This window comes from Streptomyces sp. PA03-1a, from assembly GCF_033792805.1.
Lineage (GTDB): Bacteria > Actinomycetota > Actinomycetes > Streptomycetales > Streptomycetaceae > Actinacidiphila.
In genome coordinates, this window is sequence record NZ_JARAVO010000011.1 from 1 (window position 1) to 19370 (window position 19370).

19 protein-coding genes and 1 riboswitch are annotated in these 19370 nt (G+C 73.0%); of the genes, 15 read left to right on the forward strand and 4 right to left on the reverse strand.

Annotated features, from left to right (window positions below; all coding sequences use genetic code 11):
• Positions 1–802, reverse strand: an 802-nt coding sequence (locus PV341_RS03950) for an IclR family transcriptional regulator (protein WP_500356705.1), incomplete at its 3' end; no start/stop codon positions are given.
• A 137-nt stretch (positions 803–939) separates the two neighbouring features.
• Between PV341_RS03950 and PV341_RS03955 the strand changes: the two genes are divergently transcribed.
• The 11 genes from PV341_RS03955 to PV341_RS04005 all read left to right on the forward strand — a co-directional run bounded on the left by PV341_RS03955 (position 940) and on the right by PV341_RS04005 (position 11000).
• Positions 940–1710 carry a CoA transferase subunit A gene (locus PV341_RS03955; protein ID WP_500356706.1) on the forward strand — a complete coding sequence of 257 codons (771 nt, stop codon included), beginning with the start codon at positions 940–942 and terminating at the stop codon, positions 1708–1710.
• A complete protein-coding gene (locus PV341_RS03960; RefSeq protein ID WP_500323333.1) occupies positions 1710–2366 on the forward strand; it encodes a CoA transferase subunit B in 657 nt (218 codons plus the stop codon). The genes PV341_RS03955 and PV341_RS03960 overlap by 1 nt, the downstream gene beginning before the upstream one ends.
• Positions 2363–3556 (forward strand): thiolase family protein, encoded by a 1194-nt coding sequence (locus PV341_RS03965; protein WP_500323335.1) that lies wholly within the window; start codon positions 2363–2365, stop codon positions 3554–3556. Before PV341_RS03960 ends, PV341_RS03965 begins: the two co-directional genes overlap by 4 nt.
• Before the next feature lie 11 nt (positions 3557–3567).
• Positions 3568–4350, forward strand: a complete 783-nt coding sequence (gene pcaH / locus PV341_RS03970) for a protocatechuate 3,4-dioxygenase subunit beta (protein WP_500323337.1) — start codon at positions 3568–3570, stop codon at positions 4348–4350.
• Complete coding sequence (gene pcaG / locus PV341_RS03975) at positions 4347–4919, forward strand: protocatechuate 3,4-dioxygenase subunit alpha (RefSeq protein ID WP_500356707.1); 573 nt, start codon at positions 4347–4349, stop codon at positions 4917–4919. Before pcaH ends, pcaG begins: the two co-directional genes overlap by 4 nt.
• Complete coding sequence (gene pcaB / locus PV341_RS03980) at positions 4888–6315, forward strand: 3-carboxy-cis,cis-muconate cycloisomerase (protein ID WP_500356709.1); 1428 nt, start codon at positions 4888–4890, stop codon at positions 6313–6315. Before pcaG ends, pcaB begins: the two co-directional genes overlap by 32 nt.
• A gap of 154 nt (positions 6316–6469) precedes the next feature.
• On the forward strand, positions 6470–7645 hold the full coding sequence (pcaDC, locus tag PV341_RS03985) for a bifunctional 3-oxoadipate enol-lactonase/4-carboxymuconolactone decarboxylase PcaDC (protein WP_500323343.1): 1176 nt from the start codon (positions 6470–6472) through the stop codon (positions 7643–7645).
• Between the two features lie 8 nt (positions 7646–7653).
• A complete protein-coding gene (locus PV341_RS03990; RefSeq protein ID WP_500323345.1) occupies positions 7654–8835 on the forward strand; it encodes a 4-hydroxybenzoate 3-monooxygenase in 1182 nt (393 codons plus the stop codon).
• A gap of 82 nt (positions 8836–8917) precedes the next feature.
• Positions 8918–9628 (forward strand): molybdopterin-dependent oxidoreductase, encoded by a 711-nt coding sequence (locus PV341_RS03995; RefSeq protein WP_500323346.1) that lies wholly within the window; start codon positions 8918–8920, stop codon positions 9626–9628.
• On the forward strand, positions 9612–10286 hold the full coding sequence (locus PV341_RS04000; protein WP_500323348.1) for a cytochrome b/b6 domain-containing protein: 675 nt from the start codon (positions 9612–9614) through the stop codon (positions 10284–10286). Before PV341_RS03995 ends, PV341_RS04000 begins: the two co-directional genes overlap by 17 nt.
• A 264-nt stretch (positions 10287–10550) precedes the next feature.
• On the forward strand, positions 10551–11000 hold the full coding sequence (locus PV341_RS04005; protein WP_500323349.1) for a phospholipase: 450 nt from the start codon (positions 10551–10553) through the stop codon (positions 10998–11000).
• Between the two features lie 61 nt (positions 11001–11061).
• On the opposite strand, the gene PV341_RS04010 is transcribed toward PV341_RS04005, so the two are convergent.
• The gene (locus tag PV341_RS04010; protein WP_499515533.1) at positions 11062–11559 is read right to left on the reverse strand and encodes a peptidylprolyl isomerase; all 498 of its coding nucleotides are present in this window, start codon (positions 11557–11559) and stop codon (positions 11062–11064) included.
• A gap of 93 nt (positions 11560–11652) precedes the next feature.
• On the opposite strand from PV341_RS04010, the gene PV341_RS04015 reads away from it, so the two are divergent.
• Entirely contained in the window at positions 11653–12285 is a 633-nt protein-coding gene (locus tag PV341_RS04015) for a GNAT family N-acetyltransferase (RefSeq protein WP_500356711.1), read from the forward strand.
• Positions 12286–12352: 67 nt separating this feature from the next.
• Here the strand turns inward: PV341_RS04015 and PV341_RS04020 are convergent, their stop codons facing one another.
• The gene (locus tag PV341_RS04020; RefSeq protein ID WP_500323353.1) at positions 12353–13360 is read right to left on the reverse strand and encodes an aldo/keto reductase; all 1008 of its coding nucleotides are present in this window, start codon (positions 13358–13360) and stop codon (positions 12353–12355) included.
• Positions 13361–13992: 632 nt separating this feature from the next.
• Positions 13993–14184, forward strand: a riboswitch (cyclic di-AMP (ydaO/yuaA leader).
• 2 nt (positions 14185–14186) lie between these two features.
• Between PV341_RS04020 and PV341_RS04025 the strand changes: the two genes are divergently transcribed.
• The 3 genes from PV341_RS04025 (at position 14187) to PV341_RS04035 (ending at position 18512) form a co-directional block, all read left to right on the forward strand.
• Positions 14187–15338 (forward strand): transglycosylase family protein, encoded by a 1152-nt coding sequence (locus tag PV341_RS04025; protein WP_500356713.1) that lies wholly within the window; start codon positions 14187–14189, stop codon positions 15336–15338.
• 205 nt (positions 15339–15543) lie between these two features.
• The gene (locus tag PV341_RS04030; RefSeq protein ID WP_500323356.1) at positions 15544–16359 is read left to right on the forward strand and encodes an SAM-dependent methyltransferase; all 816 of its coding nucleotides are present in this window, start codon (positions 15544–15546) and stop codon (positions 16357–16359) included.
• Positions 16356–18512: a putative bifunctional diguanylate cyclase/phosphodiesterase gene (locus PV341_RS04035; protein WP_500323358.1), complete on the forward strand. Its 2157-nt coding sequence runs from the start codon at positions 16356–16358 to the stop codon at positions 18510–18512. The genes PV341_RS04030 and PV341_RS04035 overlap by 4 nt, the downstream gene beginning before the upstream one ends.
• Before the next feature lie 30 nt (positions 18513–18542).
• On the opposite strand, the gene PV341_RS04040 is transcribed toward PV341_RS04035, so the two are convergent.
• Positions 18543–19352 (reverse strand): alpha/beta fold hydrolase, encoded by an 810-nt coding sequence (locus PV341_RS04040; RefSeq protein WP_500356714.1) that lies wholly within the window; start codon positions 19350–19352, stop codon positions 18543–18545.
• Between the last annotated feature and the right edge of the window lie 18 nt (positions 19353–19370).

Below are 19370 nucleotides of genomic sequence, written 5' to 3' on the forward strand. Positions count from 1 at the left end.
GTGAGAGGGCGTCCTCCATGGCCGCGACCGTCTCCCGCAGCCGGGGCAGCACGGCCTCGCGCAGCGACTCGGCGCTGTGCCTGCTGGTGTGGCTGACCACGCTCACCGCGCACACCGGCTGCCCGGCGCTGTCCCGTACGGGCACGGCGACGGCGATCAGTCCCGGTTCGATCAGCTGGTCGTCCGCCGACCAGCCGTGGGTGCGCGCGGCGGCGACCCGCTCCGGGAAGGAGGCGGCGGCGTCGCCGTGTCCGCGGGGCAGTGCGGGGAAGCCGGTGTCCAGCGGGTCCGCCGCGCGGCGGTGGCGCCACCGTTCCCATCCGGCGTCGTCCCAGTCGCCGGCGAAGAGCGCCCCGGGGGCGCCGCGCTCGGCCGGCAACTGGTCGCCGATGCGGAAGGTCAGGGACATCGCGCGGCGCCGGGTCGCCTGGTGGACGAAGCGGACCCCGTCGCCGTCCGGCACGGCGATGGACACGGACTCGTCCAGGCCGTCGGCCAGGGCGTCGGCGAGCGGACCCAGCAGGTCGGGGAAGCGGCTGGCGGCGAGGTAGGCGTTGCCGAGTTCCATCAGCCGGGGGGCGAGGACGGCGTCCCGGCCCTCGACCCGCAGGTACCCGGTGCGGACGAGCGTGCTGACCACCCGGTCCACCGTGGACCGCGCCAGGCCGGTGGCCCGCACGAGGTCGCCGACCGAGCGCCGGCCGTCGGCCGCGGCCAGCTCGCGCAGCACCGCCAGTCCCCGGACGAGGGGGCCGACGGCCTCCTGCGGCGGGGGAGTGGTCGCGGTGGTCAGCGGTGTCATCAGCACTCCAGCGTGGCGAAACGTCGTCGAAACCGTACCGCCCCGGAACGTTGACAGAGCGGGCGCCCGAGGATCACACTCGGGCACAAGCAATTGTGAACTTAAGTTCACTGGACGAACAAGAAGGTGGGCGCAGGATGGACAAGGTGGTCGCCTCGGCCGCTGAGGCCGTAGCGGACGTCCAGGACGGCGCGTCGCTGGCGGTCGGCGGCTTCGGCCTGAGCGGCGTGCCGAACACGCTGGTCCAGGCCCTCTACGAAGCCGGGGTCAGCGGTCTCGCCGTCGTCTCCAACAACTGCGGCGCCCTCGACTCGGGCCTCGCGGTCCTGCTCGCCGCGCGCCGCATCGCCCGTGTCACCGGCAGCTACATCGGGGCCAACAAGGAGTTCGCCCGCCAGTACCTGGCCGGCGAGCTGGAACTCGAACTGATCCCGCAGGGCACCCTGGCCGAGCGCCTGCGCGCCGGCGGCTGCGGCATCCCCGCCTTCTACACCCCGGCCGGCGTCGGCACCCAGGTCGCCGAGGGCGGCCTGCCCTGGCGCTACGACGGGGACGGAGGCGTGGCACTGGCCTCCGAGCCGAAGGAGGTGCGCGCGTTCGACGGCGTCGAGTACGTCCTGGAGCGCGGCATCACCACCGACTTCGCGCTCGTCCGCGCCGCCAAGGGCGACCGCCACGGCAACCTGGTCTTCAACAAGGCCTCCCGCAACTTCAACCCGCTCGCCGCGATGGCCGGCCGGATCACCGTCGCCGAGGTCGAGGAACTCGTCGAGCCCGGCGCGATCGACCCCGACCAGGTGCACCTGCCCGGCATCTTCGTCCAGCGCGTGGTGGCGCTCACCCCGGAGCAGGCCGCCGACAAGAAGATCGAATTCCGTACGGTCACGGCCAGGGAGGTGCGGGCCTGATGGCCTGGACACGCGACGAGATGGCCGCCCGCGCGGCCCGGGAACTGCGCGACGGCGAATACGTCAACCTCGGCATCGGCCTGCCGACGCTGATCCCCAACCACCTCCCCGAGGGCGTCGAGGTCATCCTGGAGTCCGAGAACGGCATCCTCGGCACGGGCCCCTTCCCCGACGAGGACGAGGTCGACCCCGACCTGATCAACGCGGGCAAGGAGACCGTCACCGTCCTGCCCGGCGCGGCCTTCTTCGACTCCGCGCTGTCCTTCGGGATGATCCGCGGTGGTCACATCGACACCGCCGTGCTCGGTGCCATGCAGGTCTCCGCCCGCGGCGACCTGGCGAACTGGGCCGTCCCCGGCAAGCTCGTCACCGGCATCGGCGGCGCGATGGACCTGGTGCACGGCGCCCGGCGGGTCATCGTCACCATGACCCACACCGCCAAGGACGGCAGCCCCAAGATCCTCCAGGAGTGCGCGCTGCCGCTCACCGGCCGGGCCTGCGTGGACCGGATCATCACCGACCTGGGCGTCCTCGACGTCACCGACGGGGGACTCGTCCTCGTGGAGACCGCCCCCGGCGTCACCACGCAGGAGATCCTGGACAAGACCGCGGCCCCGGTGCACGTCGCCGTCGCCGCAGAAGGGAGCGCCCGATGAGCGGGCAGCTGCGTGAGGTGTACGTCGTCGACGCCGTCCGTACCCCGGTCGGCAAGTACGGCGGCGCCCTGTCAGGAGTGCGTCCCGACGACCTCGCGGCGCACGTCGTGGCCTCGCTGGTGGCCCGTACGCCCGAGCTCGACCCGGCCCGGATCGACGACGTCTTCTTCGGTGACGCCAACGCGGCGGGCGAGGACAACCGCAACGTCGCCAGGATGGCCGCACTGCTTGCCGGGCTGCCCGTCACCGTGCCCGGCACCACGGTCAACCGGCTCTGCGGCTCCGGCATGGAGGCCGTGATCCAGGCCGCCCGCGCCGTGGCCGTCGGCGACGTCTCCGTCGCCATCGCCGGCGGTGTGGAGTCCATGAGCCGGGCCCCCTGGGTGCTGCCCAAGCCCGAACGCGCCTTCCCCGCGGGCCACCAGGAGCTGTACTCCACCACCCTCGGCTGGCGCATGGTCAACCCGAGGATGGACCCGCGGTGGACCATCCCGCTCGGCGAGAGCGCGGAGCTCATCGCCGACCGGCACGGCATCACCAGGGAGCAGCAGGACGCCTTCGCCGTCGCCAGCCACGAGAAGGCGGCCCGCGCCTGGAAGGACGGCCTGTACGAGGCCGAGGTCGTCCCGGTCGACGGCGTGGACCTGCCGCGCGACGAGACGATCCGCGACACCACCTCCATGGAGGCGCTCGCCCGCCTCAAGCCCGCCTTCCGCAAGGACGGCGGCACCGTCACCGCGGGCAACTCCTCGCCCCTCAACGACGGGGCAGCCGCGCTGCTCGTCGTCGACGAGGAGGGCCTGAAGGCCACCGGCCGCGAGCCGCTCGCGCGCATCCGCGCCTCGGCGGTCACCGGCATCGAGCCCGACTACTTCGGCCTCGCCCCCGTCGAGGCCGTCCGCAAGGCGCTGGCCAAGGCCGGCAAGGGCTTCGGCGACCTCAGCACCGTCGAGCTCAACGAGGCCTTCGCCTCGCAGGTGCTCGGCTGCCTCGCCGGATGGCCCGAGCTCGACCCCTCGATCGTCAACCCGCGCGGCGGCGCCATCGCCGTCGGCCACCCGCTCGGTGCCTCCGGCGCCCGCATCGCCGGCGCCGTCGCCCACCAGCTCGCGGCCGCGGGTTCGGGCACCGGCCTCGCCGCCCTGTGCATCGGCGTCGGGCAGGGTCTCGCCCTCGTCCTGGAAAGGTAGGAGCCCTCCGCATGAGCAGCCCCCTCACCCAGGGCGAGATCTCCGCCGAGATCGCCGACGAGCGCGCGGCCTATGCCAAGCGACGTGCCGACGGCGGCGCCGCCGAGGACCACCCCGACCGCGGCTACGCCCCCTACCGGAGCAGCGTCCTGCGCCATCCCAAGCGCCCGTTGGTGGCGGCGGGGCCGGCCGCCGGCGACCCCGAGGCCGTGGAGCTCTCGGGCCCGGTCTTCGGCGTCACCGACGTCACCGCCCTCGACCACGACCTGACGCGGCAGCACCAGGCCGAGCCGCTGGGCGAGCGCATCAAGGTCACCGGGCGCGTCCTGGACCGCGCGGGCCGGCCCGTGCGCGGCCAGCTCGTCGAGATCTGGCAGGCCAACGCCTCCGGTCGCTACGCGCACCAGCGGGACGACCATCCCGCCCCGCTGGACCCGAACTTCACGGGTGTCGGCCGCACCCTGACCGGGGACGACGGCACCTACGCGTTCGTCACCATCAAGCCCGGCGCCTACCCCTGGCGCAACCACCTGGGTGCCTGGCGCCCGGCGCACATCCACTTCTCGCTCTTCGGCCCGGCGTTCACCCAGCGCCTGGTCACCCAGATGTACTTCCCCGGGGACCCGCTCTTCGCGTACGACCCGATCCTGCAGTCCGTCACGGACGACTCGGCCCGGCAGCGGCTGGTCGCGACGTACGACCACGACCTGTCCACCCCCGAATGGTCGCTCGGCTACCGCTGGGACATCGTCCTGGACGGCCCGGCCGCCACCTGGATCGAGGAGGGCCGATGAGCGGCGAGGCACCCGCCCCCACGCCCTCGCAGACCGTGGGCCCCTTCTACGGCTACGCGCTGCCGTTCCCCCAGGGCGGCGACCTCGCCCCCGCCGGGCACCCGGACACCGTCACCGTCCACGGCTGGGTCTACGACGGCGCGGGGCAGCCCGTCCCCGACGCGCTCATCGAGGTCTGGCAGCCCGCCCCCGACGGCTCCCGGCACGGCGCCCCCGGTTCGCTGCGCCGCGACCAGGTCACCGGGGCGGTCCTCGGGCGCGACGGACTGGTCTTCACCGGCTTCGGGCGCGTCGCCACCGACGCGGACGGACACTACGTGATCCGCACGTTCCCGCCCGGCGGCGTCCCGTACCTGTCGCTGATCGTCTTCGCCCGCGGTCTCCTCCACCACCTGCACACCCGGGTCTACCTCCGCGACGCCGAGGGGGACCCGCTGCTCGGCTCCCTGGAGCCGCAGCGGCGTGCCACCCTGATCGCCACTCCGGAGGGCGGGCGCGTCCACCGCTTCGACGTCCGGCTCCAGTACGACGGAGTGCATGAGGAGACGGTCTTCCTTGCCTTCGACTGACCCCGCCGCGGACGTCGGCCTGCTCTCCCCGGTCCGGGCCGGGTCGGCCGCCGAGGAGGCGACCGGGGACGCGGCCTTCGTACGGGGCATGCTCGACGCGGAGGCCGCACTGACCCGGGTGCAGGCCGCGCTGGGTCTCGCGCCGGTGTCCGCGGCGGCCGCGGTGACCGCCGCCGCGGCCGAGCCCGGCCGGTTCGACCCGCGCGACCTCGCGCTGCGCGCCCGGGCCGGCGGCAACCCGGTGATCCCGCTGGTCGCCGACCTGACCGAGGCGGTGGGGGAGCGGGACGCGAACGCCGCCGGCTATGTGCACCGCGGCGCCACCAGCCAGGACATCCTGGACACCGCGGCGATGCTCGTCGCGTCCCGCGCGCTGGGCCCTGTCCTGGACGACCTCGCCGCCGCGGCCGGGGCGTTCGGACGGCTCGCGACGGAGCACCGCGACACCCCGATGGCCGGACGCACGCTGACGCAGCACGCCGTCCCCACCACCTTCGGACTCAAGGCGGCCGGCTGGCGCTCCCTGGTCCTGGACGCGTACGACCGGCTGACTGCCGTCCGCGGCGACCTGCCCGTGCAACTCGGCGGTGCCGCGGGCACGCTCGCCGCCTTCGGCGCCTTCGCCGAGGCGGACGGCACCGCCCCCGGCGCGAACGCCGCCGCCGCTCCGCGGCTCCTCGCCGCCTACGCCGCCGAGACCGGGCTGGCGGAACCCGTTCTCCCCTGGCACACCCTGCGGACGCCCATCGCCGACCTCGCCGGGGCACTCGCCTTCGCGGCGGGCGCGCTGGGCAAGGTCGCCGCCGACGTACTGGTGCTGTCGCGCACCGAGGTCGGCGAGGTCACCGAGGGCGCCGGCGGCGGTTCCTCGGCCATGCCCCACAAGGCCAACCCCGTCCGCGCCACGCTCATCGCCGCCACGGCCCGCCAGGTGCCGGCGCTCGCCGCCGTGCTGTACGGCTCCCTGGCCGCGGAGGACGAACGCCCGGCCGGCGCCTGGCACGCCGAATGGCAGCCCCTGCGCGAGGCGTTGCGCCTCGTCGGCGGCGCCGCCCGTGACGCCGCCGGACTCGCCGCGGGCCTGCGCGTCCACCCGCACCGCATGCGCGAGACCCTCGGCACGACGGGCGGTCTGGTGGTCACCGAACGTCTCGCCGCGGCCCTGACCGCTCTCATGGGCCGCGGCGAGGCCAAGTCCGCCCTCGCACGGGCCTCCAGACGCGTCGCCGAGGAGGGGATCGCCCTCGACGACGCCCTGGCGCAGGAGCCGGCCCTCGGCGGCCTCCTCCCCGAGGGACGCCTCCGGGAGCTCACCGACCCCACCCGCTACACGGGGTCGGCCGGCGCTCTCGTCGACCGCGCCCTGCGCCGTCCCGCCCCGGGGACGTCCTCGTGACCGCCCCCGCCCCCTTCCGCGACCCGGGCCGATCGGGGTACGCCATGTCCGGGGGACTTCGGGCCCGGGCGGGCGCCCGCCCGGCCGCCGGGCCCTGAATGGGCGCCGTGACACCGCCGTACGCACCCGTCAGCACCATCCGCGAGGAGCCCGCATGAGCACGCCGCACGAGGCCGTGGAGCCCCGACTGCCGCACCACCGGGTGGACGGCGCGCCGGGCCTGCCGCCGCTGATCCTCGGGCCGAGCCTGGGCACCTCGCTCGCCGTGTGGGACCCGCAGGTCCCCGCCCTCGCCCGCGGGCACCGCGTCATCCGCTGGGACCTGCCCGGCCACGGCGGCAGCCCCGCCGCGCTGCTCCCGGAGGGCGGCACGGTCGAGGACCTGGCCCGCTCGGTGCTGGCCCTCGCCGACGCGCTCGGCGCCGACCGCTTCGCCTACGCCGGCGTCTCCCTCGGCGGGGCCGTGGGGACCTGGCTCGCGATCCACCACCCCGAACGGGTCGCCGCGCTCGCGATCGTGTGCTCCTCCGCCGACTTCGGCGACCCGGACGGCTGGCGGGAACGCGCGGCCCTGGTCAGGGCGAAGGGCACGGGACCCGTCGCCGACACCGCGGCCACCCGCTGGTTCACCCCGGAGTTCGCCGGCGACCCCGCCGTCGGCGCCCTCCTGGACGACCTGCGCGCCGCCGACCCGGAGGCGTACGCGACCCTCTGCGACGCCCTCGCCGCCTACGACGTACGCGCCGACCTGTCCCGGATCACCGCGCCCACCCTCGTCGTCGCGGGCCGCGGCGACCCGGCGACCCCGGTCGCGGACGCCCGTGTCCTCGCCGACGGCATCCCCGGGGCGAGCCTCACCGAGGTGGCGCACGCCGCCCACCTGGCCGGCGTCGAGCGCCCGGCCCCCGTCCTCGCGGCGCTCCTGCAGCACTTCGCCACCGAGCCGGCCGCCGACGACGGCGCCCGCCACACCGAGGGCATGGCCGTCCGCCGTGCCGTGCTCGGCGACGCGCACGTCGACCGGGCGGTCGCCCGCACCACCGCCTTCACCGCCCCCTTCCAGGACTTCATCACCCGCTACGCATGGGGTGAGATCTGGACCCGGCCGGGCCTGAGCCGCAGGACCCGCAGCTGCATCACCCTCACCGCGCTGGTGGCCCACGGCCACCTGGACGAGCTGGCGATGCACGTGCGCGCCGCGCGGCACAACGGCCTGACCTGGGAGGAGATCCAGGAGGTCCTGCTCCAGTCCGCCGTCTACTGCGGCGTTCCCGCGGCCAACGCCGCGTTCGCCGTGGCGAACCGCATCCTCGAGGAAGAAGAGGAGTAGGAGAACACATGCAGCACCACACCACCGTCGCCATCGTCGGCGCCGGTCCCGCAGGCCTCCTGCTGGCCCGTCTGCTCCATCGCTCCGGCATCGACTGCGTCGTCCTGGAGAGCCGCGACCGCGAGTACGTCGAGCAGCGCCAGCGCGCCGGGATCCTGGAACAGGGCACGGTCGACGTGCTCCGCTCGTCCGGCGCGGGCGCGCGCCTGGACCGCGAGGGCCTCGTCCACGACGGCATCGAGCTGCGCTGGGACCGCCGCTCCCACCGACTGGACTTCCCGGCCCTCACCGGCGGACGGCGCGTGTGGGTCTACGCCCAGACCGAGGTCGTCAAGGACCTGATCGCCCTCCATCTCCAGGACGGGGCGCCGCTGCTGTTCGGCGCCCCTGTGCACGCGGTCGAGGGGGCCGATACGGACCGCCCGGTGGTCCGCTACCGCCACGAGGGCCGGGAGAAGACCCTCACCTGCGACTACGTCGTCGGCTGCGACGGCTTCCACGGCGTGACGCGCGCGGCGGTCCCGGAGCACGCCCGGCGGACGTACGAGCGGGTGTACCCCTTCTCGTGGCTGGGGATCCTCGCCGACGTCGCGCCGTCCTGCGAGGAGTTGATCTACGCGCACTCGCCCCGCGGTTTCGCGCTGCACAGCATGCGTTCCTCCCAGGTCAGCCGGCTCTACCTGCAGGTGCCGAGCGGCACCGATCCCGCCGAATGGTCCGACGAGCGGATCTGGGGCGAACTGGACGCCCGCTTCGCCCTCGACGGGGACTGGAAGCTGGAGCGCGGTCCCATCACCTCCAAGGCCGTGCTGCCGATGCGCAGCTTCGTGACCGAGCCGATGCGCTGGGGCCGCGTGCTGCTCGCCGGCGACGCCGCGCACATCGTGCCGCCGACCGGCGCCAAGGGCCTCAACCTGGCGGCCGCCGACGTCATCGTCCTGGCCCGTGCCTTCGCCGCCCTGGCGGAGACCGGTTCCTCCGCCCTGCTCGACGCCTACTCCGACACCTGCCTGCGGCGGGTGTGGCGTGCCGAGCACTTCTCCTGGTTCATGACCACGACCCTGCACACCGACCCGGCGCAGAGCGACTTCGACACCCGGCTGCAGATCTCCCAGCTCGACCGCATCGCCGCCTCCCCGCACGCGGCGGCCGAACTCGCCGAGAACTACGCGGGCCTGGAGATCGGTTAGCCCGGGACCGAACCTCTTACGCCTTGCTTACGTGCGGCCCCGGCGGTCCGCAACCGCCTCGCGCGGGCTTACGGTGAGGGGTATGGAAGGCAAGGGCACGCCGGTCGGCCGGCGCGTGGTGCTCGGGATGCTCGGGCTGGGCGCCCTGGGGGTGGCGTTCGGCAGCCGCGCGCAGGACGGACTGGACTCGGCGCTCTCCCAGGTGGCGGGGAAGGACCCCACCGGGCTCAGCGGACTGCTCCCCGGGGGCGGCGGCTTCCGCATCTACAACGTGGCGGACTCCGTTCCCCACCGGGACGCGACCGACTACCGCCTCACCGTCTCCGGCCTCGTCGACCGGAAGGCCACCCACACCCTGGCCGAACTGCGGGCGATGCCGCAGACCAGGATGGTGCGCGACGTGCAGTGCGTGACCGGGTGGCGCGTGCCGGGCACGCCCTTCGAGGGGGTGCGGCTGTCCCACCTCCTCGACCTCGCGGGCGTGCAGGACGGTGCCGGCGCCGTGCGCTTCACCTGCTTCGACGGGGTCTACAGCGAGAGCCTCACCCTCGAACAGGCCGTCAGGGACGACGTCCTGGTCGCCCTGCGGATGCAGGACAAGCCGGTGACCACGGCCCACGGCGGCCCCGTGCGGCTCTACGTGGCGCCGATGTACTTCTACAAGTCCGCCAAGTGGCTCTCGGGCATCGAGGTCACCCGGGACGTGCGGCCCGGCTACTGGGAGCACTACGGCTACGACGTCGACGCCTGGGTCGGCCGCTCGAACGGACGCCACGATGACCCCACGTCCTGAGACCGTGCGCCGCTTCACCCGCGGCGAGCGCTGGGTGCACCGCAGCACGGCCGCCCTGATGCTGGTCTGCCTCTGCACGGCGGCGGCCCTCTACCTGCCCCCGCTCGCCGAACTCGTCGGCCGCAGGCGGCTGGTGGTCACCGTGCACGAATGGTCGGGCATCGCCCTGCCGCTGCCCGCCCTCGCGGGCCTCGCCTCCCGCGCCTTCCGGCGCGACCTGCGGCTGCTCAACCGGTTCGCCCCCTACGACCGGGGCTGGCTGCGGGACGCGCTGCGCCGCGTCCCCCACGACCGTCGTGCGGCGGGGAAATTCAACGCCGGGCAGAAGCTGTACGCGTCCTTCGCCGCGGGCGCGGTGCTCGTCATGCTCGGCACCGGGCTGCTGATGATGTTCCCGCACCTGAGCGGCTTGGTGTGGCGTACCGGCGCGACCTTCGTCCACGACTGGCTGGCCCTGGCGGTGGCCGTGGTGGTCGCGGGACACCTGTGGATGGCGGCCGACGACCCGCAGGCGCGGCTGGGGATGCGCACCGGGTTCGTCACGCCGGAATGGGCGCGCCGCCACCATCCGCGGTGGGAGCGTACGGAGTCCGAGGAGCCTGGGGAGCACGGCGGGTCCGGGGAGCCCGGGGACCGGCCGCGCACCCCCGCCGCCTGACGCCCCGTAGGGGCAGACGCGCGGCCCGCGGGTCCAGCGGGTCAGTGAACCAGACAACGGTGTCAGCTTCTTGACGTGCCGTCGACGCCCGCCGTCGGCGGCGCGTCGTCATGTTCATGTAATTTTTGCCGTCCGGCATCTACTCGCATAGACCCCTGGGGCCCCATCCTGGCTTCGCACACCAGTACCACCTGTTCGGTTCCGCATCCGGTTGCACCGCCATGCCCGCGCGTCACACCGCGCCCGTCAGTGACTGGAGTCCCCATGCGCCGAATCACGACCGGCTTCGCCGCCACCGCGGTCGCCGCCGTCGCCACCGTCGTCTTCACCGTCCCCGCCCAGGCCGCACCCGCCGACAAGGCCCAGGTGCTCGCCGGTTGGACCCAGACCAGCGCCTCGAGCTACAACGCCTGGTGGTCCGCCCGCGGCAACCAGGGCGCCTGGGCCGCCTACGGCTTCGACTGGTCCACCGACTACTGCAGCAGCTCCCCGGACAACCCCTTCGGCTTCCCGTTCCAGAACTCCTGCGCCCGGCACGACTTCGGCTACCGCAACTACAAGGCGATGGGCTCCTTCTCCGCCAACAAGAGCCGCCTCGACAGCGCCTTCTACGAGGACCTCAAGCGCATCTGCGCCGGCTACAGCGGCGCCACCGCGACCGCCTGCAACAGCACCGCCTGGACCTACTACCAGGCGGTCAAGGCCTTCGGCTGACCCGTACGCCGAGCGGCCCGGCACCGGTCGTTCCGGTGCCGGGCCGCTTCGCGGAGCCGGGTCAGGCGACCGTACCGGACTTGGCGATCTCGACGCGGGCGCTGGTCGCGCCGGTGCGGGAGCCGAGCGACTCGATCTTCTTGACGACGTCCATGCCGTCGACGACCTCGCCGAAGACCACGTGCTTGCCGTCGAGCCAGTCGGTGACGATCGTGGTGATGAAGAACTGCGAGCCGTTGGTGTTCGGGCCCGCGTTGGCCATGGAGAGCTGGCCGGGCTTGGTGTGCTTGAGCTGGAAGTTCTCGTCGGCGAACTTCTCACCGTAGATGCTCTTGCCACCGGTGCCGTTGCCGGCGGTGAAGTCGCCTCCCTGGAGCATGAAGTCGGGGATCACGCGGTGGAAGTGCGAACCCTCGAAGCCGAAGCCGTGCTCGCCGGTGGCGAGCTCACGGAAGTTCCGCGCGGTCTTGGGGACCACGTCGTCGAACAGGGTGAACACGATCCGTCCGGCGGGCTCGCCGTCGATCGTGATGTCGAAGAACACGTCGTTGCTGTTCATGCCCCCATTTTCGCATCCATCACGCCCGGCCTCCGACGCGCCCCGCGGAAACGCGCTTGACGGGTGACCCGGCCGGACACCAGCATCCGGGGCATGCCCGAACCCGTGACCCTGGAAGGCAAGCACGTCCGCCTGGAGCCGCTGAGCGCCGCCCACGCGGACGGGCTGCTGCGCGCCGCCGACGAATCCCGCGACACCTACGCCTACACAAAGGTGCCGGCCGACCGCGAGGCGATGGCGCGCTACGTCGAGGAGGCCCTCCAGGACCAGGCGACCGGGGCCGCGCTCCCCTTCGCCGTGCGGGACGTCCAGCGTGGCGCCCTGATCGGCTCCACGCGGTTCCTCGACCTCGACCACTGGACGGCCACCCCCGCCTGGCCCGCCGGCCGCTCCGTGCCCCGCAGCGGCGCGGTGCCCACCGTCGCCGAGATCGGCAGCACCTGGCTCGGCGCCTCCGCCCAGCGCACCCCCTGCAACACCGAGGCGAAGCTGCTGCTGCTCACCCACGCGTTCGACGTGTGGGACGTGTTGCGCGTCACCCTGAAGACGGACGCGCGCAACGCGCGCTCCCGCGCGGCGATCGAGCGCATCGGCGGCCGTTTCGAGGGCATCCGCCGCGCCCACACCCTCGCCGTGGACGGCACCGTCCGCGACAGCGCGTACTACTCCATCGTCGCCGGCGAGTGGCCCGGCGTCCGCGCCGCGCTGGAGGCCCGTCTCGCCTGAGCCGGGCACCGACGCGGAAGGGCGGGCCCCTGCGGGGGCCGGCCCTTCCGTACGTGCGGAGCGGCCGTTACGGGATGCGGACGCCCGCCTCCGCCGAGAGGCGGTCGATCTCGGCGAGCTCGTCCGCGGTGAGCGGGCCCGCGTCGAGGGCGGCGAGGTTCTGGTCGAGCTGGGCGACGCTGCTCGCGCCGATGAGGACGGAGACGACCCGCGGGTCGCGCAGCACCCAGCTCAGGGCCAGCTGCGCCAGGGTCTGACCGCGCTCGCCGGCGAGCTTGTTGAGGGCGTGCAGGAAGGTGAGCTTCCGCTCGGTCAGGGCGTCGCGCTTGAGGAAGTGGCCGAGCGCCATCCGCGAGTCGGCCGGCACGCCCTGGAGGTATCGGTCGGTGAGCTGGCCCTGGGCGAGCGGCGAGTACGCGATGAGCGCGGTGCCGGTGTCGCCGACGGCGTCGAGGACCCCGGCCTCCGGGTCGCGCTGGAGGATGCTGTAGGCGGCCTGGTGGATCAGCAGCGGGGTGCCCAGCTCGCGCAGGATCTCCGTCGCCCGGCGGTGCGCCTCGGCGGGGTAGTTGGAGATGCCGGCGTACAGGGCCTTGCCCTGGCGGACCGCGGAGTCCAGGGCGCCCATGGTCTCCTCCAGGGGCGTGTCCGGGTCGAAGCGGTGCGAGTAGAAGACGTCCACGTGGTCCAGGCCCATGCGGCCCAGCGACTGGTCCAGCGACGAGAGCAGGTACTTGCGGCTGCCCCATTCGCCGTACGGTCCCGGCCACATGTCGTACCCGGCCTTGGTGGCGATGAAGAGCTCGTCGCGGTACGGGCGGAAGTCCTGGGCGAACAGGGTGCCGAAGTTGGCCTCGGCCGAGCCGGCGGGCGGGCCGTAGTTGTTGGCCAGGTCGATGTGGACCACGCCGCGGTCGACGGCGCGGCGCAGCACCGCGCGCTGGTTCTCCAACGGCGAGGTGTCGCCGAAGTTGTGCCACAGGCCCAGGGACACGACGGGCAGCAGGACCCCGCTGCGCCCGGTCCTGCGGTATTCCATCGAGGCGTAGCGGTCGTCGGCGGCGAGGTAGGGCACGCGAGGTCTCCCGGGCGATGTAAGAAAATGTGCGGGATTGGGAGGCTACCGTCGCCCAATCGGCGCTGTCACGTCCGTTCTCCGGACGGCGGCCGTCGTGCACGTCCCCTTCTCGCCCCGCCGGAGGGGTGGTTGTGGCGCACGCCACACCGCGGAACGCCTCGGCGCGGCCCGTCCGGGAATCGCGGACCCCCCTCGGCGGTTGGATCCGGGGGGTGTTCCTCCGGGGGACCTCAGGACGGCGCGGTCCGGGGCGGGTTGGACCGGAACGCGTCCTGCCTTATCCGGCATTAAGCCGCCTAACCGGACATATGCGTCCACAGTGCATGCGTAGGGAATCGATGCGTGATGGGTGTCACGCGCCGAACACGCAGCGGAGGCCACGGGCCACGCAGCGTCTAATTTTCCCGCCGAATTTCACCGGGTGATATCACGCAATTACCGTGGGACAGTTTTCCGCCTACGCAGAGCGGACACTTCTCACCTAAAGTCACAGAAGCGGATGATCGACTTGCGGTCCGCCGGGGGGCGTGATTCCGGTCCTTGCTCCGGGGCGATTCCGTCGTTTAGCTTCCAGATCTCGCAGGACAAATTCCTGCGAGATTCTTCCGGGTAGAACGCCTAGTCCTGCCGCTGCCCGGACGCCGGATGACAAGACCGCACGGCAGGAGCGGGGGACCCAGGTAGTTTGCCGTTCCCGTTGGTCTCGGGACGGCTAGGGGTGAAGTCGCAGCGACATGCCTTTATTTGGCATGCCCCATTGCGGCCGGGCATCTCCAGCCCGAACCCGACAGCTTACCTCGCAGGCGTCGGAGAGGAATTCGGCATGCCCGGTAAGGGAAAGCACCGTCGTCCGCGGAACACCCGCATCACCCGTATCAGCGCGCTGGCCGGCACCACCGGCGCCGCCGTGGCGCTCCCGATCGTCGGCGCCACCGGTGCCCACGCCGCTCCCGTGAGCGTCTGGGACAAGGTCGCGGCCTGCGAGAGCACCAACAACTGGTCCATCAACACCGGTAACGGCTTCTACGGCGGACTGCAGTTCACCCAGAGCACCTGGGCCGGCTTCGGCGGCACGAAGTACGCCCCGCGCGCCGACCTTGCGACCAAGGCGGAGCAGATCGCCGTCGCGGAGAAGGTCCTCGCGACCCAGGGTCCGCAGGCCTGGCCCGTGTGCGGTCCCAAGGCCGGTCTGACGAAGGCCATGGCCAACCCGTCGGCCACCCCGCAGAGCGTCTCCGGCACCGCCGCGAAGCCGGCCGCCAAGCCCGCCGCCCCCGCCAAGAAGGCCGAGGCGCCGAAGGCCGCCACCGCCGAGCCGAAGAGCACCGGCGGCTCCTACAAGGTCGCCGGCGGCGACACCCTCTCCAAGATCGCCGACGCCCGGTCGGTCGAGGGCGGCTGGCAGAAGCTGTACGCGAACAACGAGTCGGTCATCGGCGGCGACCCGAACCTGATCTACCCGGGCCAGGTCCTGTCCCTGGGCGAGAAGTCCGCCGCCAAGAGCGCGCCCAAGGCCGCGAAGGCCGCCCCGGCCGCCAAGCCGGCCGCCGCCAAGGCCGCCAGCACCTCCGGCTACACCGCCCCGCTCGACCACGTCACCCTGGGCACCGCCTACCACCAGGCCGGTGCCATGTGGTCCAAGGGCTACCACACCGGTGTCGACTTCATCGCCTCGACCGGCACCAAGGTGAAGTCGATCGCCGGCGGCACCGTGGTCTCCGCGGGCTGGGGCGGTTCGTACGGCAACCAGGTCGTCGTCAAGCACGCCGACGGCCGGTACTCGCAGTACGCCCACCTGTCCGCGCTGTCGGTCTCGGCCGGTCAGACGGTCTCCGCCGGTCAGCAGCTGGGCCTGTCGGGCGCCACCGGCAACGTGACCGGTCCGCACCTGCACTTCGAGGTGCGCACCACCCCCGACTTCGGCTCCGACATGGACCCGCTGGCGTACCTGCGTGCCCACGGCGTCAACGTCTGATCGGACTGATCGACCGTCATCCGTCGGTAGGGTGTGCCCTGTTCCCCGTTTGTAGGGAACAGGGCACATGCCTTTGGTCTGTGACCGAAAACGGATCGAATATTTCCATTTCTTGTGTCCTCTCGAACGGTCGATCAGTAGCCTCTCTCGCACGTGGTCGTGTCCACGACCACGAATCCTGATCGCCGACGAGCTGGAGCCGTTGATGGAACGCCCTGCCTGGGCCCCCCAGGGGATCGATCTTTCCGTGCCGAGCGTGTCCCGCATCTACGACTACTACCTGGGCGGTTCGCACAACTTCGAGGTCGACCGGGAGGCGGGACGGCGGGCCATCGAGGCCTTCCCGGGGCTGCCGAAGATCATGCAGGCCAACCGGGCGTTCATGCGCAGGGCCGTGCGTTACTCCGTCGACCAGGGCATCACCCAGTTCCTCGACATCGGCTCCGGCATCCCCACCTTCGGCAACGTCCACGAGGTCGCCCAGGCCGCCAGTCCCGGCGCGCACGTCGTCTACGTCGACCACGACCCGGTCGCCGTCGCCCACAGCCGTGCCGTGCTGGAGGGCCACGAGAACGCCGCCATCGTCGCCGCCGACCTGCGCTCGCCCCGCGACATCCTGGACAGCGCGCAGGTGCGCGGGCTCATCGACCTGGAGCGCCCGGTCGCGCTGCTCCTCGTCGCGGTCCTGCACTTCCTCGAGGACGCCGACGAACCGGCCAAGGCCGTGGCCGAACTGCGCGACGCCATCGCCCCCGGCAGCCTGCTGGTCGTCACCCACGCCTCGGTCGAGGGAGGCCCGCGCAGACCCGAGGAGGGGGAGCGGGTCGAGAACGTCTACCGCAGCGCGAGCTCGCCGCTGATCATGCGGTCGCGGGCCGAGGTCGAGCGCTTCTTCGACGGCTTCGACCTCGTCGAACCCGGCCTGGTCTCCGCGCCGTTGTGGCGCCCCGACGGCACGGACGACGACGAGCTCGCCCCGGTCGTCTTCAGCGGGTTCGCGGGCGTCGGCCGCAAGGCGTGACCGTGAGCAGGGAGCCCGGCCCGGAGCCGGAGCCCGCCGACAGCCTGCGGCGCTTCGCGATCATCTGGAGCCGGGCGATCTACCCGGCCACCGCCACCTCCATGACACGCGGCGAGTTCGAGGAGTACCTGCTCCCGCTCGCCGCGCGTCTCGACGCCACGCTGCGCGCGCAGCCCTTCGACCCCCGCCCGGCCGCGGAGGTCGGCGCCGCGCTCGTGGCCGCGCACTGCACCGATCCCGAGGCGCTGCCCCGCATCCTCGACGTCGTCGACGCCTACCTGCTGCTGTACTGCCCGCCCGGCCCCGCCCTGTTCCCCGAGGACGGCCGCACCCGCTGCAACCGCCTGCAGCACTGGGTGGCCGCCGGGTACGCCCGGGCCTTGCAGGAACGCACGCGGACCGAGCAGGAGGCCCTCTCCAAGGCGGCGCTCGCCGCCCGGGCCGCCACCGAGCAGGCCCTGCACGAGAGCGAGGTCCGTTTCCGGGCGGTCTTCCAGGACGCCTCCATAGGCATCGGCATCGCCGACATGGACGGCCGCATCCTGGACGTCAACGCCGCCCTCACCACCATGTTCGGCGGCCTGGAACGCCACATCCGCAGCAGGAACGTCTACGACTGGGCGCACGCCGACGACGCCCCCGAGGTCTGGGAGATGCAGCGCCAGCTCAACCGGGGCGAGCGCGACCACTACCGCATCGAGAAGGCCTACTACCGGCCCGACGGCACCGCGCTGTGGACCAACCTGACGGTCTCCCTGCTGCGCGACGCCGGCGGGACCCCGCAGTACATGCTCGCGCTGATGGAGGACATCACCGAGGAACGCCTGCTCAGCGAGCGGCTGCGGTACGAGGCGACCCACGACGCGCTCACCGGCCTGGCCAACCGCAACCTCTTCTTCGAGCGACTGGAGCAGACGCTGAACGGCCCCGAGGGCGTGGGCGTCGGCGTCTGCTACCTCGACCTGGACGGCTTCAAGGACGTCAACGACAGCCTCGGCCACGCCATCGGCGACCGGCTCCTGGTCGCTGTCGCCGAACGCCTCCAGGCCTGCGTCACCTCGCCCGACCAGCTCGTGGCCCGCATCGGCGGCGACGAGTTCGCCGCACTGGTGGTCAACCCCGCCAGCCGCGCGGACATCACCGGCCTGGCCGACCTGATCCTGGCCGCGCTGGCCGACCCGATCCGGGTGGACGGCCGCGAGCTGTCCGTACGGTGCAGCATCGGCATCGTCGAGGGCCAGGCCGGCTCCCTGGGCCCCGCCGAGGTGCTGCGCAGCGCCGACATCACGATGTACCGGGCCAAGGCCGCGGGCGGGAACCGCTTCGAGCTGGCCGACCCCGACTCCGACGCGCGCGCCATCACCCGGCACGGGCTGACCAACCGGCTGCCGACGGCCCTGGAGCGCGGCGAGTTCTTCATCGAGTACCAGCCGCTGGTACGGCTCGGCGACGGCAGCGTCCGCGGCGCCGAGGCACTGGTGCGCTGGTGCCATCCGGTGCACGGGATCCTCGGTCCCGACCAGTTCATCCCGCTCGCCGAGAGCACCGGGCTGATCGTGCCGCTCGGCCACTGGGTGCTGCAGCAGGCCGCCTGGCAGGCCCGGGACTGGCAGTTCCCGCGCAGCGACGGCCACCCGCTGCGGATCAACGTCAACCTCTCCCCAGCCCAGCTCGGCCACCCCGGCCTCGTCCCGGAGACCCTCGCGGTGATCAAGGACGCCGGGCTGGAGCCGACCGCGCTGTGCCTGGAGGTCACCGAGAGCGCCTTCATCGGCGCCGACGAGGAACTGCTGCGCCCGTTGCGGGAGTTCGCCGAGCTCGGCATGGCCATCGCCCTGGACGACTTCGGCACCGGCTACTCCAACCTCGCCTCGCTGCGCCGGCTGCCCATCACCACCCTCAAGCTCGACCGCTCCTTTACGCGCGGGATGCAGCAGCAGCAGGCCGACCCGGTGGACGTGAAGATCGTGGAGATCGTCGTCGACCTGGCGCACACCCTCGGGCTGTCGGTGACGGTGGAGGGCGTCGAGACCGGCACCCAGGCCGAGCACCTGCGCGCGCTGGGCTGCGACACCGCGCAGGGCTGGTACTACGCGAGGCCCGGCCCGCCCGACCGCCTCCACTCGCTCTCGCTGGTCGACACCACGCCCTGAGCACACGGGCGGGGTACGGCGCCCACCGGCTCAGGGACGCACGTCGAGGACGTCGAGGAACCGCCGCAGAGCGTCGTTGAACTCCTCCGGCCGCTCCAGGTTCGGCAGGTGCCCGGCGTCCTCGACGACCACGAGCCGCGAGCCGCGGACGGCCGCGTGCATGGCCTCGGCCTCGGCGACGGGGGTGTACACGTCGTCCCGGCCGACCACGATCAGCGTGGGCACCCGGACCGCGGCCAGCACGGCCCCGTAGTCGGGCCGCCGGGCCCGGCCGCGCAGGGCCGCCGCGGCGCCCTCGGGGGAGGTGCCGCGCATCATCCGCAGCACGTGCGCGGCCACTTCGGGGAGCGCGGTCACGTTGCGGGGCGTGATCATCCGGTCGAGCACCTCGCCGGCGTAGCCGTCCATCCCCTCGGCCAGCAGCCGCTCCGCCATCGCGTTCCGGGCCCGCCGCCCCTGCGCCGTCTCGGCGCCGGGGAAGGTGTCGGCGAGCACGAGCCCGGCCACCCGGCCGGGGAACAGCCGCTCGAACTCCATGACGATCTGACCGCCCATCGACAGCCCGCCGACGACGGCCTCCGGCACGCCCAGGCGGTCCATCAGGGCGGCGATGTCGCGGGCGAAGGTCTCCAGCGGGGTGACCCCCGGGACCACCTCGCTCGCGCCGTAGCCGCGCAGGTCAGGCACGACCACCCGGCGGCCGGCCGCCGCCGCGGGGACCTGCGGGGCCCACATCGAGCGGTCGAAGGGATGGCCGTGCACCAGCACCAGGGGGGTTGCGGGCCCGTCCCCCGCGACGTCGTACGCCAGTGTGACGCCGTTGACCGATGCCGTCGCCAAGGGGATCTCCTCGTCTCG